Source organism: Kitasatospora sp. NPDC001527 (genome assembly GCF_040298605.1).
Classification (GTDB): Bacteria; Actinomycetota; Actinomycetes; order Streptomycetales; family Streptomycetaceae; genus Kitasatospora.
The window spans coordinates 263,192-280,738 of sequence record NZ_JBEPAM010000001.1; the positions used below are offsets into that span (position 1 = coordinate 263,192).

Genomic DNA, 17,547 nt, shown 5'->3' on the forward strand with positions numbered 1-17,547 from the left:
CGTGGGTCAATCATCGAGCCGGCGGCGCATGATCCGCCAGACCACCTCCAGCACCACGCCGGCGGTCAGCGCGATGCCGACCCCGACCCACGGGTCCCGGGTGCCGGTCAGCGAGAGCTGGAAGAAGTCGGAGAGCCACGGCACGGTCAGCACCAGGGTGAACGCCCCGCCCATCGTCCCGATCAGCAGCAGCCGCCACCAGGTGTACGGGCGGGCCACGATCGCCAGCACCCAGATCGCGACCAGGAAGAGCGTCAGGGTGGCGACGCTGGTGTCCGACTCGAGGTCGGTCGCGTGGTTGGCGCGGGCCAGCGCGTACGCGGCGAAGGTGGCCGTCCCGGCGATGAGGCCGCCCGGGATCGCCAGGCGCAGCACCCGGCGCACGAAGCCGGTGCGGGCGCGCTCGTTGTTGGGCGCGAGCGCCAGGAAGAAGGCCGGTACGCCGATCGTCAGGGTGGACAGCACGGTGGAGTGCCGGGGCAGGAACGGGTACGGCGAGTGGGTGAAGATCACCAGCAGCGCCAGCAGCACCGAGTAGACCGTCTTGACCAGGAACAGCCCGGCCACCCGCTCGATGTTGCCGATCACCCGGCGGCCCTCGGCGACCACCGAGGGCATCACCGCGAAGGAGTTGTTCAGCAGCACGATCTGGGCGACCGCCTTGGTCGCGTCGCTGCCGCTGCCCATCGCCACGCCGATGTCCGCGTCCTTGAGGGCCAGCACGTCGTTGACGCCGTCGCCGGTCATCGCCACGGTGCGCCCGCGCGACTGCAGCGCGCCGACCAGCTGGCGCTTCTGCTGCGGGGTGACCCGGCCGAAGACGGTGGTCCGCTCGGCGGTGTCGGCGAAGGCCTGCGGATCGGCGGGCAGGGTGCGGGCGTCCACCGGGTGGTCGGCACCGGGCAGCCCGAGGTGGGCGGCGACCGCGCCGACCGAGACCGCCGCGTCGCCCGAGATCACCTTCGCCTCGACCCGCTGGCCCTCGAAGTAGCGCAGGGTCTCGGCGGCGTCCTCGCGCAGCCGCTGCCGGAGCACCAGCAGGGCGAGCGGGCGCAGCCCGGCGGCCGGGTCGGGGGCGTCCAGCGGGACCGGCGTGCGGCCCAGCAGCAGCACCCGCAGGCCCTGGGCGCCCAGCTCGTCCACCTCGGCCAGCGCCGGGTGGCCGGAGGGCAGCAGCACGTCGGGGGCGCCGAGCAGCCAGCTGGCCTCGTCGCCGCGCGGTTCGTGCAGTTGCACGCCGCTCCACTTGCGGGCGGAGGAGAAGGGCATCGCCTCGATCACCCGCCAGCCGTCGCGCCGCTCGGTGCTGCCGTTGCCGTAGGCGTCGATGACGGCCTGCATCGACGGGTTGGGGCGGGCGTCGGCGCCGGCCATCACGCCCAGGGCCCGGCGGACGGTCTCCTTGAGGGTGCCGTCGCCGTCCGGCTCGGTGCCGGTGTCCCCGTCCCCCGCTCCTCCGTTCCCGCCGATGATCCGCAGGTCGACGACGTCCATGCCGCCCTCGGTCAGCGTGCCGGTCTTGTCCAGGCAGACGGTGTCCACGCGGGCCAGCCCCTCGATCGCGGGCAGCTCCTGCACCAGGCACTGCTTGCGGCCCAGCCGGACCACGCCGATCGCGAAGGCCACCGAGGTCAGCAGCACCAGGCCCTCGGGCACCATCGGCACGATCCCGGCGATCATCCGGCGGACCGCCTCGCGCCAGTCCCGGCCCTCCACCGCCAGCTGGCTGATGATCAGACCGATGGCGGTCGGCACCAGCAGCCAGGTGATGAACCGCAGGATGCTGTCGATGCCGCTGCGCAGCTCCGACTTCACCAGGGTGAACCGGCTCGCCTCCTCGGCCAGCCGCGCCGCGTAGGCCTCGCGGCCGACCTTGGTGGCGGTGAACGCGCCCGCGCCGGCCACCACGAAGCTGCCGGACATCACCTGGTCGCCGGGGCGCTTGAGCACCGGGTCCGGCTCGCCGGTGAGCAGCGACTCGTCGATCTCCAGGCCGTCCGCCTCGGTGACCTCGCCGTCGACGATCACCTTGTCGCCGATGCCGAGCAGCACGGTGTCGTCCAGCACGATCTCGCCGACGGCGACCTCCCGCGCGCTGCCGTCCCGGCGCACCTGGGGCCTGGCCTCGCCGATCAGCGCGAGGCTGTCCAGGGTCTTCTTGGCGCGCAGCTCCTGGATGATGCCGATCGCCGTGTTGGCGACGATGACCAGGCCGAACAGGCCGTCCTGAATGGGGCCGACGACCAGGATGATCGCGAACATCACGCCGATGATCGCGTTGAACCGGGTGAAGACGTTGGCCCGGACGATCTCCCTGGCGGAGCGGCTGGAGCGGACCGGAACGTCGTTGACCTCGCCGCGGGCGACCCGCTCGGCCACCTCGGCGGCGGTCAGCCCGCCGCGGCGCCCGGGGAGCAGTCCGAGCGGGTGGGCGCCGTCCGGCTGGTCACCGGTGGGCTGGTCCTCGGCGGGCTGCGCGGGCTGCGTCATGGCACCGACTCTACGGGCGCCTTATGTCCGATGCGTGCTACTAAAGGACTATTCAGTCCGACCGAGTGGCCGGGTTCTGCGCCTGCGTCGCGGCGGCCGCGCGGCTGCGCGCGATGGCGTCCCGGCGGGCCCGGCAGTACCAGAGGCCGATCAGTCCGAGGCCGCCGCCGGCCAGGCAGATCCACGGCCAGCTGCCGTGGCCGTGGTCGGAGAGCGTGCCCCAGAACGGGAGCAGAGCCACGAACGCCACGAACCAGAGCACCGTGCCGCCGCCGACGATCGCGACGTCGTTGGCCTCCAGCGGCGGGGGAGAGGGGTGCGGTGGCGTCTTGGGCATGGGCCCTAGGGTACGGTGCGGGCGCACGTCCGATCGATTCAGCACGGAGACTGTTCGCGCTGTTACAGGGGTTATTCGTTCTACGCGCGAAGATAGCGTACGAGCGATCGGGGAACCCATACTTGTCTCTCCGGTCGGTCGCGGCATGCTCAGGACACCGTGCTTCGTGCCCGTCCTACCGGGTCGCCCGGCCACCGTCGTCCCGGGCGGGTCCCCCTCTCCTCCGCCCCCCACAGAGGACGCAGCATGCCCGTGGCCCAGCCGACCACCGAGTCGCCCGAGCCCGCCCAGCCCGACGCGCCGAAGCCCCCGTCCGGCGCGCTGGACCGCTACTTCCGGATCAGCGAGCGCGGCTCGACCCTGCCGCGCGAGATCCGCGGCGGCGTCGCCACCTTCTTCACCATGGCGTACATCCTGGTGCTGAACCCGATCATCCTGGCCAGTGCCACGGACATGACCGGCGCCCACCTGGACAGCGCCCAGCTGGTCACCGCCACCGCGCTCACCGCCGGTCTGACCACGCTGCTCATGGGCGTGATCGGCAACGTCCCGATCGGCCTGGCCGCCGGCCTCGGCGTCAACACCATCGTCGCGCTCCAGCTCGCGCCCAAGATGACCTGGCCGGACGCCATGGGCATGGTCGTGCTGGCCGGCTTCGCGATCATGCTCCTGGTCGCCACCGGCCTGCGCGAGCGGGTCATGAGCGCCGTCCCGCTCGGCCTGCGCAAGGCCATCGCGATCGGCATCGGCCTGTTCATCACCCTGGTCGGCCTGGTCGACTCCGGCTTCGTCAGCCGCATCCCGGACGCCGCGCACACCACCGTCCCGCTCCAGCTCGGCACCGGCGGCCACCTGCTCGGCTGGCCCGTGCTGGTCTTCGTGCTCGGCCTGCTGCTGACCCTGGTGCTGCTGGTCCGCAAGGTCCCCGGCGCGATCCTGGTCTCCATCGCCGTGATGACCGCCGTCGCCGTCGTGATCGACAAGGTCGCCGACATCCCCGCCCTCAACTGGGGCCTGACCGTCCCGGCCTGGCCGGGCAACCCGGTCGCCGCCCCCGACTTCGGCCTGGTCGGCGAGGTCAGCCTGTTCGGCGGCTTCGAGAAGGTCGGCGTCCTCACCGGCGTCCTCTTCGTCTTCACCGTCCTGATGTCCTGCTTCTTCGACGCGATGGGCACCATCCTCGGCGTCGCCGACGAGGCGCACCTGCTGGACGAGAAGGGCGACCTGCCCGGTATCAACAAGGTCCTGATGATCGACGGCATCGCCACCGCGGCGGGCGGCGCGACCTCCTCCTCCGCCAACACCTGCTTCGTCGAGTCCACCGCCGGCGTCGGCGAGGGCGCCCGCACCGGCTTCGCCTCCGTCGTCACCGGCGGCCTCTTCGTGGTGGCCCTCTTCCTGACCCCCCTCGCCACCATGGTCCCCGCCCAGGCCGCCACCCCCGCCCTGGTCGCCGTCGGCTTCCTGATCCTCGCCAACTCCGTGCGCGACATCGACTGGGCCGACTACACCATCGCGATCCCGGCCTTCCTGACCATCGCGATGATGCCGTTCACCTACTCCATCACCAACGGCATCGGCTTCGGCTTCATCACCTTCTGCGTCCTCCGCCTCGCCGCCGGCCGCGGCCGCGAGGTCCCCCTCCCGATGTACGCCGTCTCCGCCGTCTTCGCCTTCTACTACCTCATGCCCGCCCTCGGCCTGCTCTGACCTCGCTGAGCTTTCGACGGCCCCACGCCTTCATGGGTGTGGGGCCGTTGGCGTCGGAGCGTGCGAGGGTCCCCAGTATTCGTCAGTCTGACGCGAATTTGCCGGAGTGGGCTGTTGAGGTCGCCCTCCTCTGCGATGCTGAAGGTCCATCGAGAGGGGCCGCAGCTATGCAGTGGAAGATCCACGGGGAACGTCCGATCTACGAGAACCCTTGGGTGAACCTGTGGCTGGCCGATGTCGAGCAGCCCGACGGGCACCGCTGGGAACACCACGTGGTCAAGCTGCGGCACCTGGCGGTCGCGGCCATCGTGAACAGCGAGAAGCAGGTGCTCATGATGTGGCGGCACCGCTTCATCACCAACACCTGGGCCTGGGAACTCCCGATGGGGCTGATCGAGCCGGACGAGACCCCGGCGGAGGCCGCGGCCCGCGAAGCGCTGGAGGAGACCGGCTGGAAGGTCGGTGAGGTCAAGCCGCTGATCTACGCCCAGCCGGCGAACGGGATCACCGACTCCGAGCACTTCGTGTTCCGGGCCGATGCCGTCGAGTACGTGGGCCCGCCGACCGAGCGCAACGAGTCCGACCGGATCGAATGGGTCGCCCTGTCCGAGCTGCGCGGCATGATCGACCGCCGCGAGATCGTCAGCAGCGGCACGCTCGTGGGTGTGCTCTACCTGCTGCTCGACGAGGCCGGCCTCTGATCATCCGGCCGAGCCGGTGATCCGGTCGACCAGTTCCTCGGCCTGGGTGTGGCCGCGGTAGGGCTTGAGCAGTTGGCGGAACTCCTGGAGGTGGGTGACCACCCTGGGGGATTCGACGGCCGCCGCGAGGTCGAGGGCTGCCGTCGCGGTCGTGCAGGCCAGTTCGAGTTCCTGCCGCTGGAGGTGCGTGCGGGCGAGCCAGAAGCTGTGGAACGCGCGGCCTCGGAGGTTCGTCGTCGGCTCGGTCCGGAGGGCTTCGGCGATGAGGGGCTCGGCGGCCGTCGCATCGCCCAGCTGGCCAAGGGCGATCCCGGTGTCCACGGTGAGCTTGGTGTGGTCGAAGTACTGGATCCACGCGGGATCGTCGTCGGTGGTGGAGATCCGCTCGAAGTGGTCGTGTGCTCTGGTGATCGCCCGGTGGGTCGCCTCCTGGTCGTGCGCGCTCGCGTGGCCGAAGGCTTCGCGCATCGACAGCATCGACAGCAGCCTCGGCGTACCACGGTCGAGATGGGCATTGTCCTGGGCGGCTCGGGCCAGCGTGATCGCGTCCTGGGCTCTCTCCTGGTAGGTCGCCTGGAGGCTGAGGCAGGCGAGCACGTTGGCGATGAACGGGCGGTCGCCGATCTCGCGCGCGAACCGGAGTGCTTCGGTGAAGTAGCTCTGGGCGGTGTTGAACTGCCGTGCGTCGAAGTACGTCCACCCGGTGAGGCGCGCGAGTTCGGCAGCGATGCCGTGGAGGCTTCGACGGTAGTTGGGGTCCGCGGTGTCGCGCATGATGCCCGTGACGTACCTGAGCTGGCCGATCACCGCCGGCCGTAGGGCTTCACCGCCATGCTGGTCGTCGCGTCGCCAATAGTCCTCGATGGACCCTTGCAGGGAACGCAGGACGTTGGGCGTGACCCTTGTACCTGCGGCTATGGCGAGCAGGTCGTCCAGCTCGGTTCCTGCTCGGGCTTCGGGAGCCGGCCGGGGGAGATGCGCCACCTCGACCTGGAGTGAGAGCCCCTGGCGTAGGACGGCGGGCTGTTCCCAACTGCGGTCGGCCAGGCCGAGCATCCGCCCGGGAATCCGTAAGCCGTCCGCGATGCGCTCGATGACGCCCATGTTGGTGATCTTCGGGCGGCCCTTCATCACCTCGCCCACCCTGCTGGGCGTCAGCTCGCATGCGCGGGCGATGCGGGACGGGTGGAACCCGCCTTTGCGCGCGGCGAGTTGGAAGACCCGTGCGAAGTCACGCTCCGCGCAGGCAAGAACCATGTCGGGGTCCGCGAGCAGTCTGCGCGGAAGCCCCTGCGGCTCTGTGGACTCGCTCATGGCTGCCACCCCTCAGCGCCAGGAAGATCATCGCTCAGTGTCACGCGAGATAACCGACCGCGAGTTTACCCATCGTGGGTACACACGCTGGCCTTTTTTCGAAGCTGTCCGCTCGGGACTCTGGAGTCACCTTCGGGAGATGCCCGGAGGGCGATGGAGAGGGTGGCTGGGCTGATGAGCGTGATCAATTCCGCCTCGACAGTCCATCCCTCCTCCGCCGGTTTCCCGATCGACGTGCCCATCGAGATTCCGGTGGTGCTTCCTGGTGACTGGCGGTGCCGGGTGGAACTGCCCTGTATCCCCGAATCGGCCGGTGCCGCACGCAAGTTGGTGGCCACCGGCCTGGCCGCTTGGTCGCTTGATCATCTCGCTGACGTGGCTGAGCTCCTGGTGACCGAGCTGGTCGCCAACGCGGCCAAGCACACGGGGTGCACGAGGATCTCCGTTGCGGTGGAGCGGCGGCAGTCGTCGGTACGTGTGGGGGTCCGGGATTCGTCCGTTGAACTGCCGTGCCGCATGGAGCCGAAGGGTGAGGCGGAGTCCGGGTACGGCCTCGGCCTGGTGGACACGCTCGCCTCTCGCTGGGGTGTGGACCTCGCTGCGCTCGGCAAGTGGGTCTGGTTCGAGCTGAGGACGGTGGCGGCGTGAACGTGAATGGACCAGGGACCCACGGTCTTCATCGTGGCGAGCATCGTGACCCGGTTGGCGCGGTACTGGCGGGGGTCTGGGTGCTCGGCCACGCGGTCACCGTGTTCCTCCTCGGTGCTTCGGTGTTGAACCAGTTGGAGGCTGCCGACCATCAGGGCCTCGCACACCCCGCGCGGTCGGCACCCGATCGCGAGCCGCCGACCTGACAGGCGGGTCCCCCAAGACTCCCCTGGCCCCGACGACGACACCGGGGCCTGGGGTGCGCCACCGTGACGGGATCGACCGTCACGCCCTGCACCAGCGGAGGGAGGTGAACGACATGGAGAACCTGGTCCAGCTCGACCCCGAGCAGGAGGAGGAGGTCGTCGTCCTGGGCGACGCGACGTTCCTGACGAAGGGCAGCAACAACAACAGCGTTGAGGGCAAGCGCGCGCCGTACGACGCCTGACGCTGACGGCACGGCGGCGGCACCCTGACCCCCGGGGGGTGCCGCCGCACCTTGCTCGGGCTCGATCCTTGGAGGTGATCGCATGAGCCTGTTCGGTGGATCAATCACCCCGGCCACCACGTCCCGAACGCCTGCCGGCGCACGGGTGTTGTGGCGCGGCCCGTCGGCCTGGTCGGTCGACGCCCGGGTACGCCTGGCGGAGGGCGCCGGTAAGCGGTTGGCGGTCTTCGGCCCATGCGGTGCCACGGACGCGGACCTGGATCGCCTCGTCCGTTCAACCGGTCTGCGCGTCCTGGACATGGCGGCAACCGCCTGGACGGGGGCGTACACCCTGGTCTTCGACGACGGCCGCGGCGAGCTCACGGTGTGGGCCGACCCTGCCGGCGCGGCCCCGGTCTACATCACCCAGGCTGACGGGACTTTGGTCTGGGCATCGAGTGCGCTCGCGCTGGCCTCGCTGATCGGTGCCGAGCCGGACGAAACCTGGCTGGCCGCGCACCTGGCCGAGCCGACCGCGTGGGTTCCCGGCCGGTCGGCTTGGAAGGGAGTGGAACAGGTACCGCCGGGGCATCGCTGGACCGCCAACGCGCATGGCGCTTCCGCCTTCGCTCCGTTCTGGCGGGCGCCCCGCCTCGCCTGGGGCGACGCCGTACAGCGGCTGCGCGACGACCTGGAGGACAGCGTGCTCATCCGGGTTTCCGGACAAGCGGCGTCCTCCGATCTGTCGGGTGGTCTCGACTCCAGTACCCTTGCGGCGATCGCCGCAACGTCCGGTCCTGTCACCGGCCTCACCTACCACCCCAAGGGGCGGGAGAGCGGCGGAGACATCGACCACGCCCGCGCCGTCGCCCGTGCGTTCCCCGCTATCCGCCACCGCTTCATGCCCCTGGGCCCGGAGCACCTGCCCTTCGCGGACCTCGGTTCCGTCCCGTTGACGGACGAACCGGCGCCGTCGGCCATGGTCCACGCCCAACTCTCCTCCCAACTCCGTTTGTTGGCGGTTGACGGCATGAACGTGCACCTGACCGGGGACGGCGGGGACTCCCTGTTCATGCCGCCCCCGGTGCACATGGCCGACCTGGCGCGATCGGGTCGGTTCCTCCGCCTGGCCGACGACGCGCAGGCATGGGCACGGCTCTACCGGTCGAGCCCCTGGACAGTGGTGGCCGCGGCCTGGAAGGACCCCGGAAAGCTCGGCGGTGCGACGGCGCCGATGCCGTGGCTCACCCGCCGCACGCTCGACCTGGCCCGGTCCGTCACCGCTCCACACGCGGACACGCTCACCCTCGGCCACGCCGACCGCTACCTCCTGGGAGAAGCACGTTACGTCGGCCGGACCGCCGCGACGGAGAACCAACTCGCAGCCGCGCACGGCATCGAGATGCACAACCCCTACACGGACGCCCGCATCGTGGAGACCGTCCTCGCCACGTCCGCGACGCAACGATGGTCCGCACGCCGCTACAAGCCGCTGTTGGCCGACGCCGTGACCGGTCTCCTGCCTCAAGGGGTCCTTCAGCGGGGCGCCAAGGGGGTGTTCGCGGCCGATCACCACCACGGGCTGCGCGCGAACAAGGCCCGGGTCCTGGATCTGGTGGACGGGCACCTCGCCGGCCTCGGGCTCATCCGTCCGGCGGCCGTGCGCTCGCTGCTGGGCCATGCCGTGCTCGGCGTCGACATCCCGTGGGGCCTGATCGAACCCGTTCTCGGTACGGAACTCTGGCTCCGGTCCTCGGCCGCGGCCGGACAGGCGGTTCGCTGGGAGGAGAGGCCATGACGATTCCCACGCCGACGAAGCACACGCGTACCGCACTGACCGGCCGCGCGGGCGTGGTCGTCGACTACCGGACCGGCCGGACGGTCCTCCTCACGGGCGACACGCTCACCCGCTGGCTCGACGCACTGAAGCACAGCGCGGCGCCGGCCCCGGTTCCCCTGCGCGACTCGCATGTCTCCTGGGGAACCCGCGAATCCCCTGCCCGCCTGGAGGCGGTCGCCCCGCCACCGTGGGCATGGCGGCTGGCGGCGGCGGCCGTCGTGGCGACGACCCTGGCTGTGCGCACGGCAGGCCGTCCTGACAGAAGCTTCGGTCGCCTTCGCCGCCTCGCCGAGGCCGGCGGCCACCTGCCGTTCCCGAGCGCACGCCACGCCAGCCTCGCGGTGCGCTCGGTCCGTTGGGCCGCCCGCGCGTTCCCCGCCCGTGTCGCCTGCCTGGAGGAGAGCGTGGCGGCCTCCCTCCTTCTCCTGCTCGGCGGCCGTGGTGGTGCCTGGCGCCACGGCGTGGCCACCGACCCGATACGCCTGCACGCCTGGATTTGCGACGTTCACGGCCTGCCGGTGGAGGAACCCGAGCAGACTGGCGACTGCACACCGATCAACGCACCGACCGACCCGGAACGAGGCACTGATGCCCACCCCTCACATCCTGCTGCCCGGCGAGCGCGTCAGCCTGGCGATGACCAACCGTGACCACCTGGCCGACTACCACCGATGGGAGAACGACCCCGGCACCATCCTCGGCTTCGGCACGCAGGTCGCCCAGTCCTGGGAGGTCCGCGCGGGCGGCTGGGAAGGTCAGGGCCGCAACCGCGACTACCCCCAGTTCGAGGTGGTCGCCGACGACGACCACACGCCGGTCGGCATCACGACCCTCTCGATCGACCCCGCCGTGAGGACGGCCGAGTACGTCATCCTCCTCGCGCCGGAGGCGCGCGGTAAGGGCTTCGCCGCTGAGGCGACCGAACTGACGCTCCGCTGGGCGTTCGAGTACACGGCCCTGCGGATGGTGTGGCTCAAGGTCCTGGAGCCGAACGTGGCGGGCGTCTCCGCCTACCAGAAGGCCGGGTTCCAGCCTGCGGGCCGCCTGCGGCAGTCGGGCTACTGGCGCGGCCGCCCCTGCGACGAACTCCTGATGGACGCCATCGCCGACGACTTCCTGCTCACCAACGCGCCCGCCTGACCGCCACATGGGGATCTCCTACCTCATGCCCGCCCTCGGCCTCCTCTGAGATCCACGGTCGGCCCGACGGCCCCGCACTCCTCGACGGAGGATGCTGTTGGCAAGTGTGAGTGATCGGCTGCGGTGAGTGACGCTGGTCTCCGAGACTTGTCTCGGAGACCAGCGTTGGTCGTTGTGGGGTGTGTGGTGTCGATGCGTGCGGGACCGGGTGAGGTTCCGGCGGAGACAGTGAGGGTGGCGCGGGCGGCGTTCCCGAGGGGGAGTCCGGCGATCCGGATTCACCCCCGATCCGGGTCCAGTTCTCTCCCACCGGCTGCCGGCCGTGTCCGCACCTGCGCGACTGCGTCAGCTCCCCGAAGGCCATGCGCCGGGAGCTCACCTTCCGCCACCACGACGAACACCAGGCCATCCGTCAGGCCCGAGAACTCCAGCAGACCGACGGCTGGAAGGAGCGCTACAAGGGCTGCGCCGGGGTGGAGGGAACCCTCTCCCAGGGCATTCAGCGCTGGGGCCTGCGCAGATCCCGCTACCGAGGCCTCGCGAAGACCAGCCTCCAGCACCAGTTCACCGCCGCCGCGATCAACCTCGCCCGCATCGACGCCCACCTCGCCGGGATGCCTCGCGCCCGCACCCGCGCCATCCACTTCGCAGCACTTCGCCCCGCCGGGCACCAGCTCGGCGGGGCGAAATGATCAGGACCCCGAATTCGCCAACAGCATCCCTTCACGGGTGTGGGGCCGTCGGTGTCGGGGCGGAAGTGCGCGGGGGAGCACCGACCTGTCGGCCCGGATCCGCAGCGGACTCCCGACCTCGTCGGTCGCCGTGCTCGCCTTCACCGGCTCCTGGAACGGTCGAGCCCGGCGCGTTGTCGGATCCTTCACCGTTGTGGAGGGCGCTCGCGGATCAGCGCGACGGTGTCCCGGACGGGGAGCGCGTTACCGTGCCGGGCGGTCAGCGATACTGTGGGCGAGCGGCGGGTGGCTGAAAGGGCGACGGGCGTGAGCGAGCAGGGCGGGGCGGGGGCGGGGGAAGAGGCGCATTCCGACCCGGAGGCGGAGCGGCTCGGGCAGCGGATCGAGTACCTGTTCACGTGGGTGCAGCCGCTCGGCCGACGCTACACGCTGCAGGAAGTGGTGGACGGGATCCGTGCGGCGGCCAGACCGGGGGACCCGAAGCTCTCCGTGGGGCGGCTGTGGATGCTGGTCAAGGGCCGGGCCGGTAACCCCACCGTCGGCACGCTCCGGGCGTTGGGCGAGTTCTTCGGCGTCCCGCAGGCGTACTTCATCGACGACGAGGTGGCGGACCGGGTCGCGGCACAGCTCGCGCTGATCGCGGCGATGCGCGCCAACGACGTCCGGTCGGTGGCCCTGCGGGCGGCGGCCGTGGCGACCATGTCGACGCACGGCGTGGACACCGTGCGGTCGCTGGTGGAGCGCAGTGGCCTGCTGGAGGCGGGCGAGCAGGGCGCCGCGGTCGCCGGTTCGCCGGCGGAACCGCCGGACTCGCCCGCCGGACCGATCGTCTAGACTCCGCCCGGGGGGCGCGGACGGGCGCGCGCGGGGCTGTGCGGACGCGGGGGCGCGCGTGGAGCAACGGGAATGGCGCCGGTTCAAGGCGCAGTGCGACGGCCTGATCCGGCAGTTGGACGTCACCGGGCAGTTCACGGTCGAGAGCCTGGCCGACGCGGTGGCCCGCTGGCGCGGGCGGCCACTGCGACTGATCCCGTTGCCGCGGGCGGACACCGGGGGATCCGGGATCTGCGGGGTGTGGATCGCCCTCGCCGACGTCGACCACGTCTACTACTCGGTGGTGACCAGCCCCGTTCACCAGGCCCACATCGTGCTGCACGAGCTGGCGCACATCCTGCTGGACCACCGGCAGGACGGCGAGCCGGACCACGACGCCCTGCGGCGGCTCTTCCCCGACCTGGATCCGGCGATGGCCGCCCGGTTGCTGGCCCGGGACCGCACCCGGACGACCACCGACCAGGAACAGGAGGCCGAACTCCTCGCCACCCTGCTGTGGCAGCACTTCGATGCCGTCCCGGCCGCGCGGCCGGGTGCGTCGCGCGAGTCGGCCGACGCACTCTCCCTGGTCGTGTGCACCTTCGCCGCCGCCTACGAGTGGAGGGGCTCGAATGAGGCCGTTTGACCTGGCGGTTCTGCCTCCGGTGTGGATCTTGACCCTGTTCGGCCTGCGTGGGCTGCGGACCGCGCCCCGGCGCAACCGGGTGCTGTGGACGGCGTGGGCGTGCTGGGCGATGTCGACGACGCTGGGGGCCCCGGCGGTCCGGCGGGCGGTCGATGCGCTGCTGGGCATCGCCGGCGTCACCAACCTGCTGGTTCACCTGGTGGGACTCACGACCACGGCGTGCGTGGTGGAGTTCGTCCGGGAGATGACCGGGCAGGCGCGAGGAAGGGTGTCCCGGCTGATCGTGGCCGTACTGGCGGTGGCCTCGTTCGCGCTGACCGCGGCGTTCGTCATGATGCCGCGCCCGGACGGCGACACCGACCCCTTGACGTACGGCGAGGGCTCGCCGGCCGGCTACCTCTACTGGGCGGTCCTGACCGGTGATCTCGTGATCGGGCTGGCGGCCGACGCCCGGCTCTGCTGGGTGTACGGAAAGCAGGCCGCGCCCGGTCCGGTGCGGACCTCGCTCTGGCTGATGCGGGTCGCGTTGTTGCTGGGCACCGCGTACCTGACGCACCGATTCGTCTGCCTGAGCGCGAGCCAGTTCGGTTGGCGGAGTCTCCGGCCGGCAGCGGCCGGCGGCACGACTCAGGTCCTGATGGCGCTCGCCCTGGCGCTGTTCGCGCTCTCGGTGATCTGGCCCTCGCTGGCCGGGTACCGGCAGAAGCGCGCGGCCGCACGACAGGCCGACCGGATCGCGCCGCTGTGGCGCCTGCTGCAGGCGGCGACGCCGGAGGTGGTTCTGCCGCTGCCCGAGGAGCTCCGCCGGAACAATCCGCGGCTTCGGTTGTACCGGTACGTGATCGAGATCCGGGACAGCGTGCTCGCTCTGGAGGGGCACCTCGGCGAGGCCCATCCGGGCGCCGCCGAGGACCGGCTGCGCGCCGGGCGGATCGCCGGCGACCAACTGGCGCCCGCCGTCGAGGCGGTGCTGCTGCGGTACGCCCTGGCGGCCGAACTGGAGGGGCGGGAGCGTCCGCCCGGCGGCCGGGCGGAGCCGGGCGAGGAGCAGCTGGACCTGGACGCCGAGATCCGCTGGTTCGAGCGGGTCGCGGCCGCGATCGAGCTGCCCGCGGTGGTGGCCGCAGCCCGGGAGCTGGGTGCGCCCGGCGCGCTGGTGAGCAGCGCGCCGGGCGGCGGTGGTGGTGAAGGGGAACACCGGATCAGTGGGGCTGGCCCCAGTTGAGGTTGATGAGGCTGCCGTCGTCCATGCGGAGGTGGAAGTCGGCGGTGGAGGGGCGCCAGATGCCGACGTTGGCGGCGGGGTAGCCGTTGGCGCCGTCGAAGTTTCCGGAGACGGGGAGGTCGCCGTTGGCTCCCCAGTTGAGTTTGGTGAGGCTGCCGTCGTCGTTGCGGAGGTGGAACTCGCCGGTGGAGGGGCGGAAGATGCCGACGTTGTCGGGGCCGGCGCCGTCCCAGTTTCCGGAGACGGGGAGGTCGCCCTGTTGGCCCCAGTTGACCTTGGTGATGCTGCCGTCGTCGTTGCGGAGGTGGAAGTCGCCGGTGGAGGGGCGGAAGATGCCGACGTTGGCGGCGGGGCCGCCGTCCCAGTTCGCGGAGACGGGGAGGTCGCCGTTGGCTCCCCAGTTGAGCTTGGTGATGCTGCCGTCGTCCATGCGCAGGTGGAACTCGCCGGTGGAGGGCCGGAAGATGCCGACGTTGTCGGGGCCCGCGCCGTCCCAGTTCGCCGAGACGGGCAGGTCGCCGTTCTCGCCCCAGTAGACCTTGGTGAGGCTGCCGTCGTCGTTGCGCAGGTGGAACTCACCGGTGGAGGGGCGGAAGATGCCGACGTTGGCGGAGCCGCCGCCGTCCCAGTTCCCCGCCACCGGCTGGTCACCGGAGCCGCCGCCGCTGAACAGGGCGTTGACGATGCGCTCGCCGTCGGCGGCCTGAGGCTGGTACCGCTCTTCGAGGGCGGAGTGCTGGACCGCCTGGCACACCTCGCCGATCGGCCGGGTCTGCCAGTTCGGCACGCTGAGCATGGCGTTGAGGAAGGCGTTGGTCGACCAGGTCGGGTCCATCCGTTCGGCGAAGGAGCCCCAGGTGGCCCGCTGCTGGAACAGGCCCACGCTGTCGTGGTCCTCCTCGTTGGGGTTGTTGCGCAGGGTGGTCTCGACGATGGATGTGGTCACCGCGATGACCGCGGCGCGGTGGGGCAGCCCGCGGTTCTTGACGGTGTTGACGATCGCGCGGGCGCAGGAGACCCGGTACGCCGTCATGTAACCGGCCAGCTTGCCGGTCAGCACGGTGTTGAGCTGGCCGGCGAGGGCCTGGTCGGTGCTCTGGACCAGGCCGCAGGACCAGTCGGGCGCCAACGTGATGGCGGCCGGGTTGGAGAGGTCGGCCGCACTCGCCTGGGTGGCGGGGGCGAGGGCGAGGGCGCCGGTGACGAGGGCGGCGGCGGTGACGGCGGCGAGGTGGTGCGCGGGGCGGTTCACGATGGTGGGCTCTGCTTCCGTTCGGGCGTCGATGAGGCGGCGTCACACGCGGGCCCGCCGGGGCGCGGTGGGTGCACGCGCCCCGGCGGGCGTTCGTCAGTGGGGTTGGCCCCAGTTGAGGTTGATGAGGCTGCCGTCGTCCATGCGGAGGTGGAAGTCGGCGGTGGAGGGGCGCCAGATGCCGACGTTGGCGGCGGGGTAGCCGTTGGCGCCGTCGAAGTTTCCGGAGACGGGGAGGTCGCCGTTGGCTCCCCAGTTGAGTTTGGTGAGGCTGCCGTCGTCGTTGCGGAGGTGGAACTCGCCGGTGGAGGGGCGGAAGATGCCGACGTTGTCGGGGCCGGCGCCGTCCCAGTTTCCGGAGACGGGGAGGTCGCCCTGTTGGCCCCAGTTGACCTTGGTGATGCTGCCGTCGTCGTTGCGGAGGTGGAATTCGCCGGTGGAGGGGCGGAAGATGCCGACGTTGGCGGCGGGGCCGCCGTCCCAGTTCGCGGAGACGGGGAGGTCGCCGTTGGCTCCCCAGTTGAGCTTGGTGATGCTGCCGTCGTCCATGCGCAGGTGGAACTCGCCGGTGGAGGGCCGGAAGATGCCGACGTTGTCGGGGCCCGCGCCGTCCCAGTTCGCCGAGACGGGCAGGTCGCCGTTCTCGCCCCAGTAGACCTTGGTGAGGCTGCCGTCGTCGTTGCGCAGGTGGAACTCACCGGTGGAGGGGCGGAAGATGCCGACGTTGGCGGAGCCGCCGCCGTCCCAGTTCCCCGCCACCGGCTGGTCACCGGCCTGCGGCTGGGCGTCGTCCACGATGCTGTTGTTGCGGGCCGGCTTGAAGGTGCCGTGGCCGGAGAAGTACGGGTACGGGATCTGGCGGTGGAGCACGTTGCCGCTTTTGGTGAACTCGTAGCCGTAGTAGGAGGTCCGCGAGGCGTCGGTCCAGCCCTCGAAGAGGACGACGTGGCCGGCCGCGAGGGCCGCGTCGTTGAGCAGGGCATCGCCGGGCTTCAGCTCGCCCTTGCTGATCCAGGAGGCGACGCCGGTCGGGACGAAGCTGGTGGTGTCCAGCCCGCCCCCGGTCTTGGAGAGGTTCCATGCCATCGAGACGTATCCGGAGCAGTCTTTCCGGTAACCCTGGTAGGTGCCATCCGTGTCGTATATGAGCCCGAGCCCGACCCAGGAGGCGGCGCGGCTGATCGTCTCGCTGCGGGAGATCTGCGGGCCGGCGGTCAGCTGCGCGGTCCCGATGGGTGTGCCCTGGCCGGGGCTGCCCTTGTCGTCGGTGGTGATGGCGACGGCGGAAGGCGGTGCGCCGGCCTCGGCGGCGGCCGGGGTGGTGGCGACGATGCCGGTGACCAGCCCGACGGAGGCCGTGACGGCCAGTGCGCGGGTCATGGCGTGCTTGGTGGACAAGAAGGGTCCCCCCTTTGGTGACGGATGGTGAGAAGCGCAGACCCGTTCGGCGGGCCGCGCATGACCGGCGCTCGGCGGTGTTCTTGCGGTCCCAGCGAGCCGAGGTGACGGCCGGTCAGGTGTCAGCATCATTCGCCCACGTCCCGAACGGATTCAATCTTTATTGAAAATGATCAATGAGCGACCTGGCTCGATCGACGCGCGTCAACCGGCCCTTCTGTACTGATTTATCGCCACAGAAAGCAGAGAGCCGCAGGCGGCTGATTGCTCGCCTGCGGCTCTCTTCTGGCTTGAACTTTCACTACACGGTTACTTCATCTGCTCCTGGAAGGTGGCGGAGCATGCGGGACCCGGTGCGGGGGAGCGCCCGGCGCGTGGTCAGTGGACGCAGAACTCGTTTCCTTCGGGGTCCTGCATGACGGTCCAGGAGCCGCCGGGCTCGGTGACGTCGCGCAGGAGGGTGGCGCCGAGGGAGGTGAGGCGGGTGACGGTGGCTTCGCGGGCGTCGGGGCCGGGGTGGAGGTCGAGGTGGAGGCGGTTCTTGCCCTGCTTCGGCTCGGGGACGCGCTGGAAGAGGATGCGGCGGCCGAGCCCGGTGTCGCTGGTGGGGTCGTGCGGGTCCTCGGGGTGGCGGACGGCGGCGAGGGTCTGCCAGGCGTGGCGGCCGTCGACCTCGGTGACCTGGTCCGGGGTGATCGCGCCGGCCGAGAGCAGGCCGGCGATCAGGGTGCTGTGGTCTTCGAGGGTGTAGTCGAGGGCGGCGGCCCAGAAGGCGGCCTGGCGGTGCGGGTCGGCGGCGTCGATGACGAGCTTCCAGTGCATGGGCATGTAACCGGTTATAGGGGTTGCGGCCGGACGGTGGCAAGAGGGGATGTCAAGAGGGCGTCGGTGTAGGGCAGTTGACCCGGGGCATA

General features: G+C 70.9%; 16 protein-coding genes and 1 pseudogene. 11 read left to right on the forward strand and 6 right to left on the reverse strand.

The window, feature by feature from the left end:
* Positions 1–6 precede the first annotated feature (6 nt).
* Positions 7–2,490: an HAD-IC family P-type ATPase gene (locus ABT238_RS01175; protein WP_350558283.1), complete on the reverse strand. Its 2,484-nt coding sequence runs from the start codon at positions 2,488–2,490 to the stop codon at positions 7–9.
* A 52-nt stretch (positions 2,491–2,542) separates the two neighbouring features.
* The gene (locus tag ABT238_RS01180) at positions 2,543–2,827 is read right to left on the reverse strand and encodes a DUF2530 domain-containing protein (protein ID WP_350558280.1); all 285 of its coding nucleotides are present in this window, start codon (positions 2,825–2,827) and stop codon (positions 2,543–2,545) included.
* 246 nt (positions 2,828–3,073) lie between these two features.
* On the opposite strand from ABT238_RS01180, the gene ABT238_RS01185 reads away from it, so the two are divergent.
* Positions 3,074–4,537, forward strand: a complete 1,464-nt coding sequence (locus ABT238_RS01185; RefSeq protein ID WP_350558277.1) for an NCS2 family permease — start codon at positions 3,074–3,076, stop codon at positions 4,535–4,537.
* A 167-nt stretch (positions 4,538–4,704) separates the two neighbouring features.
* Positions 4,705–5,238: an NUDIX domain-containing protein gene (locus tag ABT238_RS01190; protein WP_350755141.1), complete on the forward strand. Its 534-nt coding sequence runs from the start codon at positions 4,705–4,707 to the stop codon at positions 5,236–5,238.
* Here ABT238_RS01190 and ABT238_RS01195 read toward each other — a convergent pair whose 3' ends face one another.
* Entirely contained in the window at positions 5,239–6,552 is a 1,314-nt protein-coding gene (locus ABT238_RS01195; RefSeq protein WP_350755143.1) for an NsdA family TPR-like regulatory protein, read from the reverse strand.
* A 174-nt stretch (positions 6,553–6,726) separates the two neighbouring features.
* On the opposite strand from ABT238_RS01195, the gene ABT238_RS01200 reads away from it, so the two are divergent.
* From ABT238_RS01200 to ABT238_RS01240, 9 genes and pseudogenes are all read left to right on the forward strand, one after another.
* A complete protein-coding gene (locus tag ABT238_RS01200; RefSeq protein ID WP_350755145.1) occupies positions 6,727–7,200 on the forward strand; it encodes an ATP-binding protein in 474 nt (157 codons plus the stop codon).
* 319 nt (positions 7,201–7,519) lie between these two features.
* Positions 7,520–7,648, forward strand: coding sequence for an albusnodin family lasso peptide (locus tag ABT238_RS01205; protein WP_350755147.1), 129 nt, complete (start codon positions 7,520–7,522; stop codon positions 7,646–7,648).
* An 82-nt stretch (positions 7,649–7,730) separates the two neighbouring features.
* The gene (locus tag ABT238_RS01210) at positions 7,731–9,425 is read left to right on the forward strand and encodes an albusnodin/ikarugamycin family macrolactam cyclase (protein WP_350755149.1); all 1,695 of its coding nucleotides are present in this window, start codon (positions 7,731–7,733) and stop codon (positions 9,423–9,425) included.
* Positions 9,422–10,117 (forward strand): lasso peptide biosynthesis B2 protein, encoded by a 696-nt coding sequence (locus tag ABT238_RS01215; RefSeq protein WP_350755151.1) that lies wholly within the window; start codon positions 9,422–9,424, stop codon positions 10,115–10,117. Before ABT238_RS01210 ends, ABT238_RS01215 begins: the two co-directional genes overlap by 4 nt.
* Positions 10,056–10,607, forward strand: coding sequence for a GNAT family N-acetyltransferase (locus ABT238_RS01220; protein ID WP_502891383.1), 552 nt, complete (start codon positions 10,056–10,058; stop codon positions 10,605–10,607). Before ABT238_RS01215 ends, ABT238_RS01220 begins: the two co-directional genes overlap by 62 nt.
* Before the next feature lie 287 nt (positions 10,608–10,894).
* Positions 10,895–11,299: pseudogene (locus ABT238_RS01225) on the forward strand (transposase); the annotation flags it as partial.
* A 306-nt stretch (positions 11,300–11,605) separates the two neighbouring features.
* Positions 11,606–12,133, forward strand: a complete 528-nt coding sequence (locus ABT238_RS01230) for a hypothetical protein (RefSeq protein WP_350755153.1) — start codon at positions 11,606–11,608, stop codon at positions 12,131–12,133.
* Positions 12,134–12,191: 58 nt separating this feature from the next.
* Positions 12,192–12,758: a hypothetical protein gene (locus tag ABT238_RS01235; protein WP_350755155.1), complete on the forward strand. Its 567-nt coding sequence runs from the start codon at positions 12,192–12,194 to the stop codon at positions 12,756–12,758.
* 28 nt (positions 12,759–12,786) lie between these two features.
* The gene (locus tag ABT238_RS01240; protein ID WP_350755157.1) at positions 12,787–13,983 is read left to right on the forward strand and encodes an MAB_1171c family putative transporter; all 1,197 of its coding nucleotides are present in this window, start codon (positions 12,787–12,789) and stop codon (positions 13,981–13,983) included.
* Here the strand turns inward: ABT238_RS01240 and ABT238_RS01245 are convergent.
* From ABT238_RS01245 to ABT238_RS01255, 3 genes are all read right to left on the reverse strand, one after another.
* Positions 13,961–15,235, reverse strand: a complete 1,275-nt coding sequence (locus tag ABT238_RS01245; RefSeq protein ID WP_350755159.1) for a WD40 repeat domain-containing protein — start codon at positions 15,233–15,235, stop codon at positions 13,961–13,963. The genes ABT238_RS01240 and ABT238_RS01245 overlap by 23 nt on opposite strands.
* Before the next feature lie 96 nt (positions 15,236–15,331).
* Positions 15,332–16,633, reverse strand: coding sequence for a WD40 repeat domain-containing protein (locus tag ABT238_RS01250; RefSeq protein WP_350755161.1), 1,302 nt, complete (start codon positions 16,631–16,633; stop codon positions 15,332–15,334).
* 378 nt (positions 16,634–17,011) lie between these two features.
* The gene (locus ABT238_RS01255; RefSeq protein WP_350558274.1) at positions 17,012–17,461 is read right to left on the reverse strand and encodes a VOC family protein; all 450 of its coding nucleotides are present in this window, start codon (positions 17,459–17,461) and stop codon (positions 17,012–17,014) included.
* Between the last annotated feature and the right edge of the window lie 86 nt (positions 17,462–17,547).

What these genes read in the sequence shown, in the direction of transcription:
- ABT238_RS01215 (WP_350755151.1), top strand. Translation starts at nt 9,422, where the DNA reads ATGACGATTCCCACGCCGACGAAGCACACGCGTACCGCACTGACCGGC.
- ABT238_RS01175 (WP_350558283.1), bottom strand. Translation starts at nt 2,490, where the DNA reads ATGACGCAGCCCGCGCAGCCCGCCGAGGACCAGCCCACCGGTGACCAG.
- ABT238_RS01195 (WP_350755143.1), bottom strand. Translation starts at nt 6,552, where the DNA reads ATGAGCGAGTCCACAGAGCCGCAGGGGCTTCCGCGCAGACTGCTCGCG.
- ABT238_RS01185 (WP_350558277.1), top strand. Translation starts at nt 3,074, where the DNA reads ATGCCCGTGGCCCAGCCGACCACCGAGTCGCCCGAGCCCGCCCAGCCC.
- ABT238_RS01255 (WP_350558274.1), bottom strand. Translation starts at nt 17,461, where the DNA reads ATGCCCATGCACTGGAAGCTCGTCATCGACGCCGCCGACCCGCACCGC.
- ABT238_RS01190 (WP_350755141.1), top strand. Translation starts at nt 4,705, where the DNA reads ATGCAGTGGAAGATCCACGGGGAACGTCCGATCTACGAGAACCCTTGG.
- ABT238_RS01220 (WP_502891383.1), top strand. Translation starts at nt 10,056, where the DNA reads ATGCCCACCCCTCACATCCTGCTGCCCGGCGAGCGCGTCAGCCTGGCG.
- ABT238_RS01210 (WP_350755149.1), top strand. Translation starts at nt 7,731, where the DNA reads ATGAGCCTGTTCGGTGGATCAATCACCCCGGCCACCACGTCCCGAACG.
- ABT238_RS01205 (WP_350755147.1), top strand. Translation starts at nt 7,520, where the DNA reads ATGGAGAACCTGGTCCAGCTCGACCCCGAGCAGGAGGAGGAGGTCGTC.
- ABT238_RS01200 (WP_350755145.1), top strand. Translation starts at nt 6,727, where the DNA reads ATGAGCGTGATCAATTCCGCCTCGACAGTCCATCCCTCCTCCGCCGGT.
- ABT238_RS01180 (WP_350558280.1), bottom strand. Translation starts at nt 2,827, where the DNA reads ATGCCCAAGACGCCACCGCACCCCTCTCCCCCGCCGCTGGAGGCCAAC.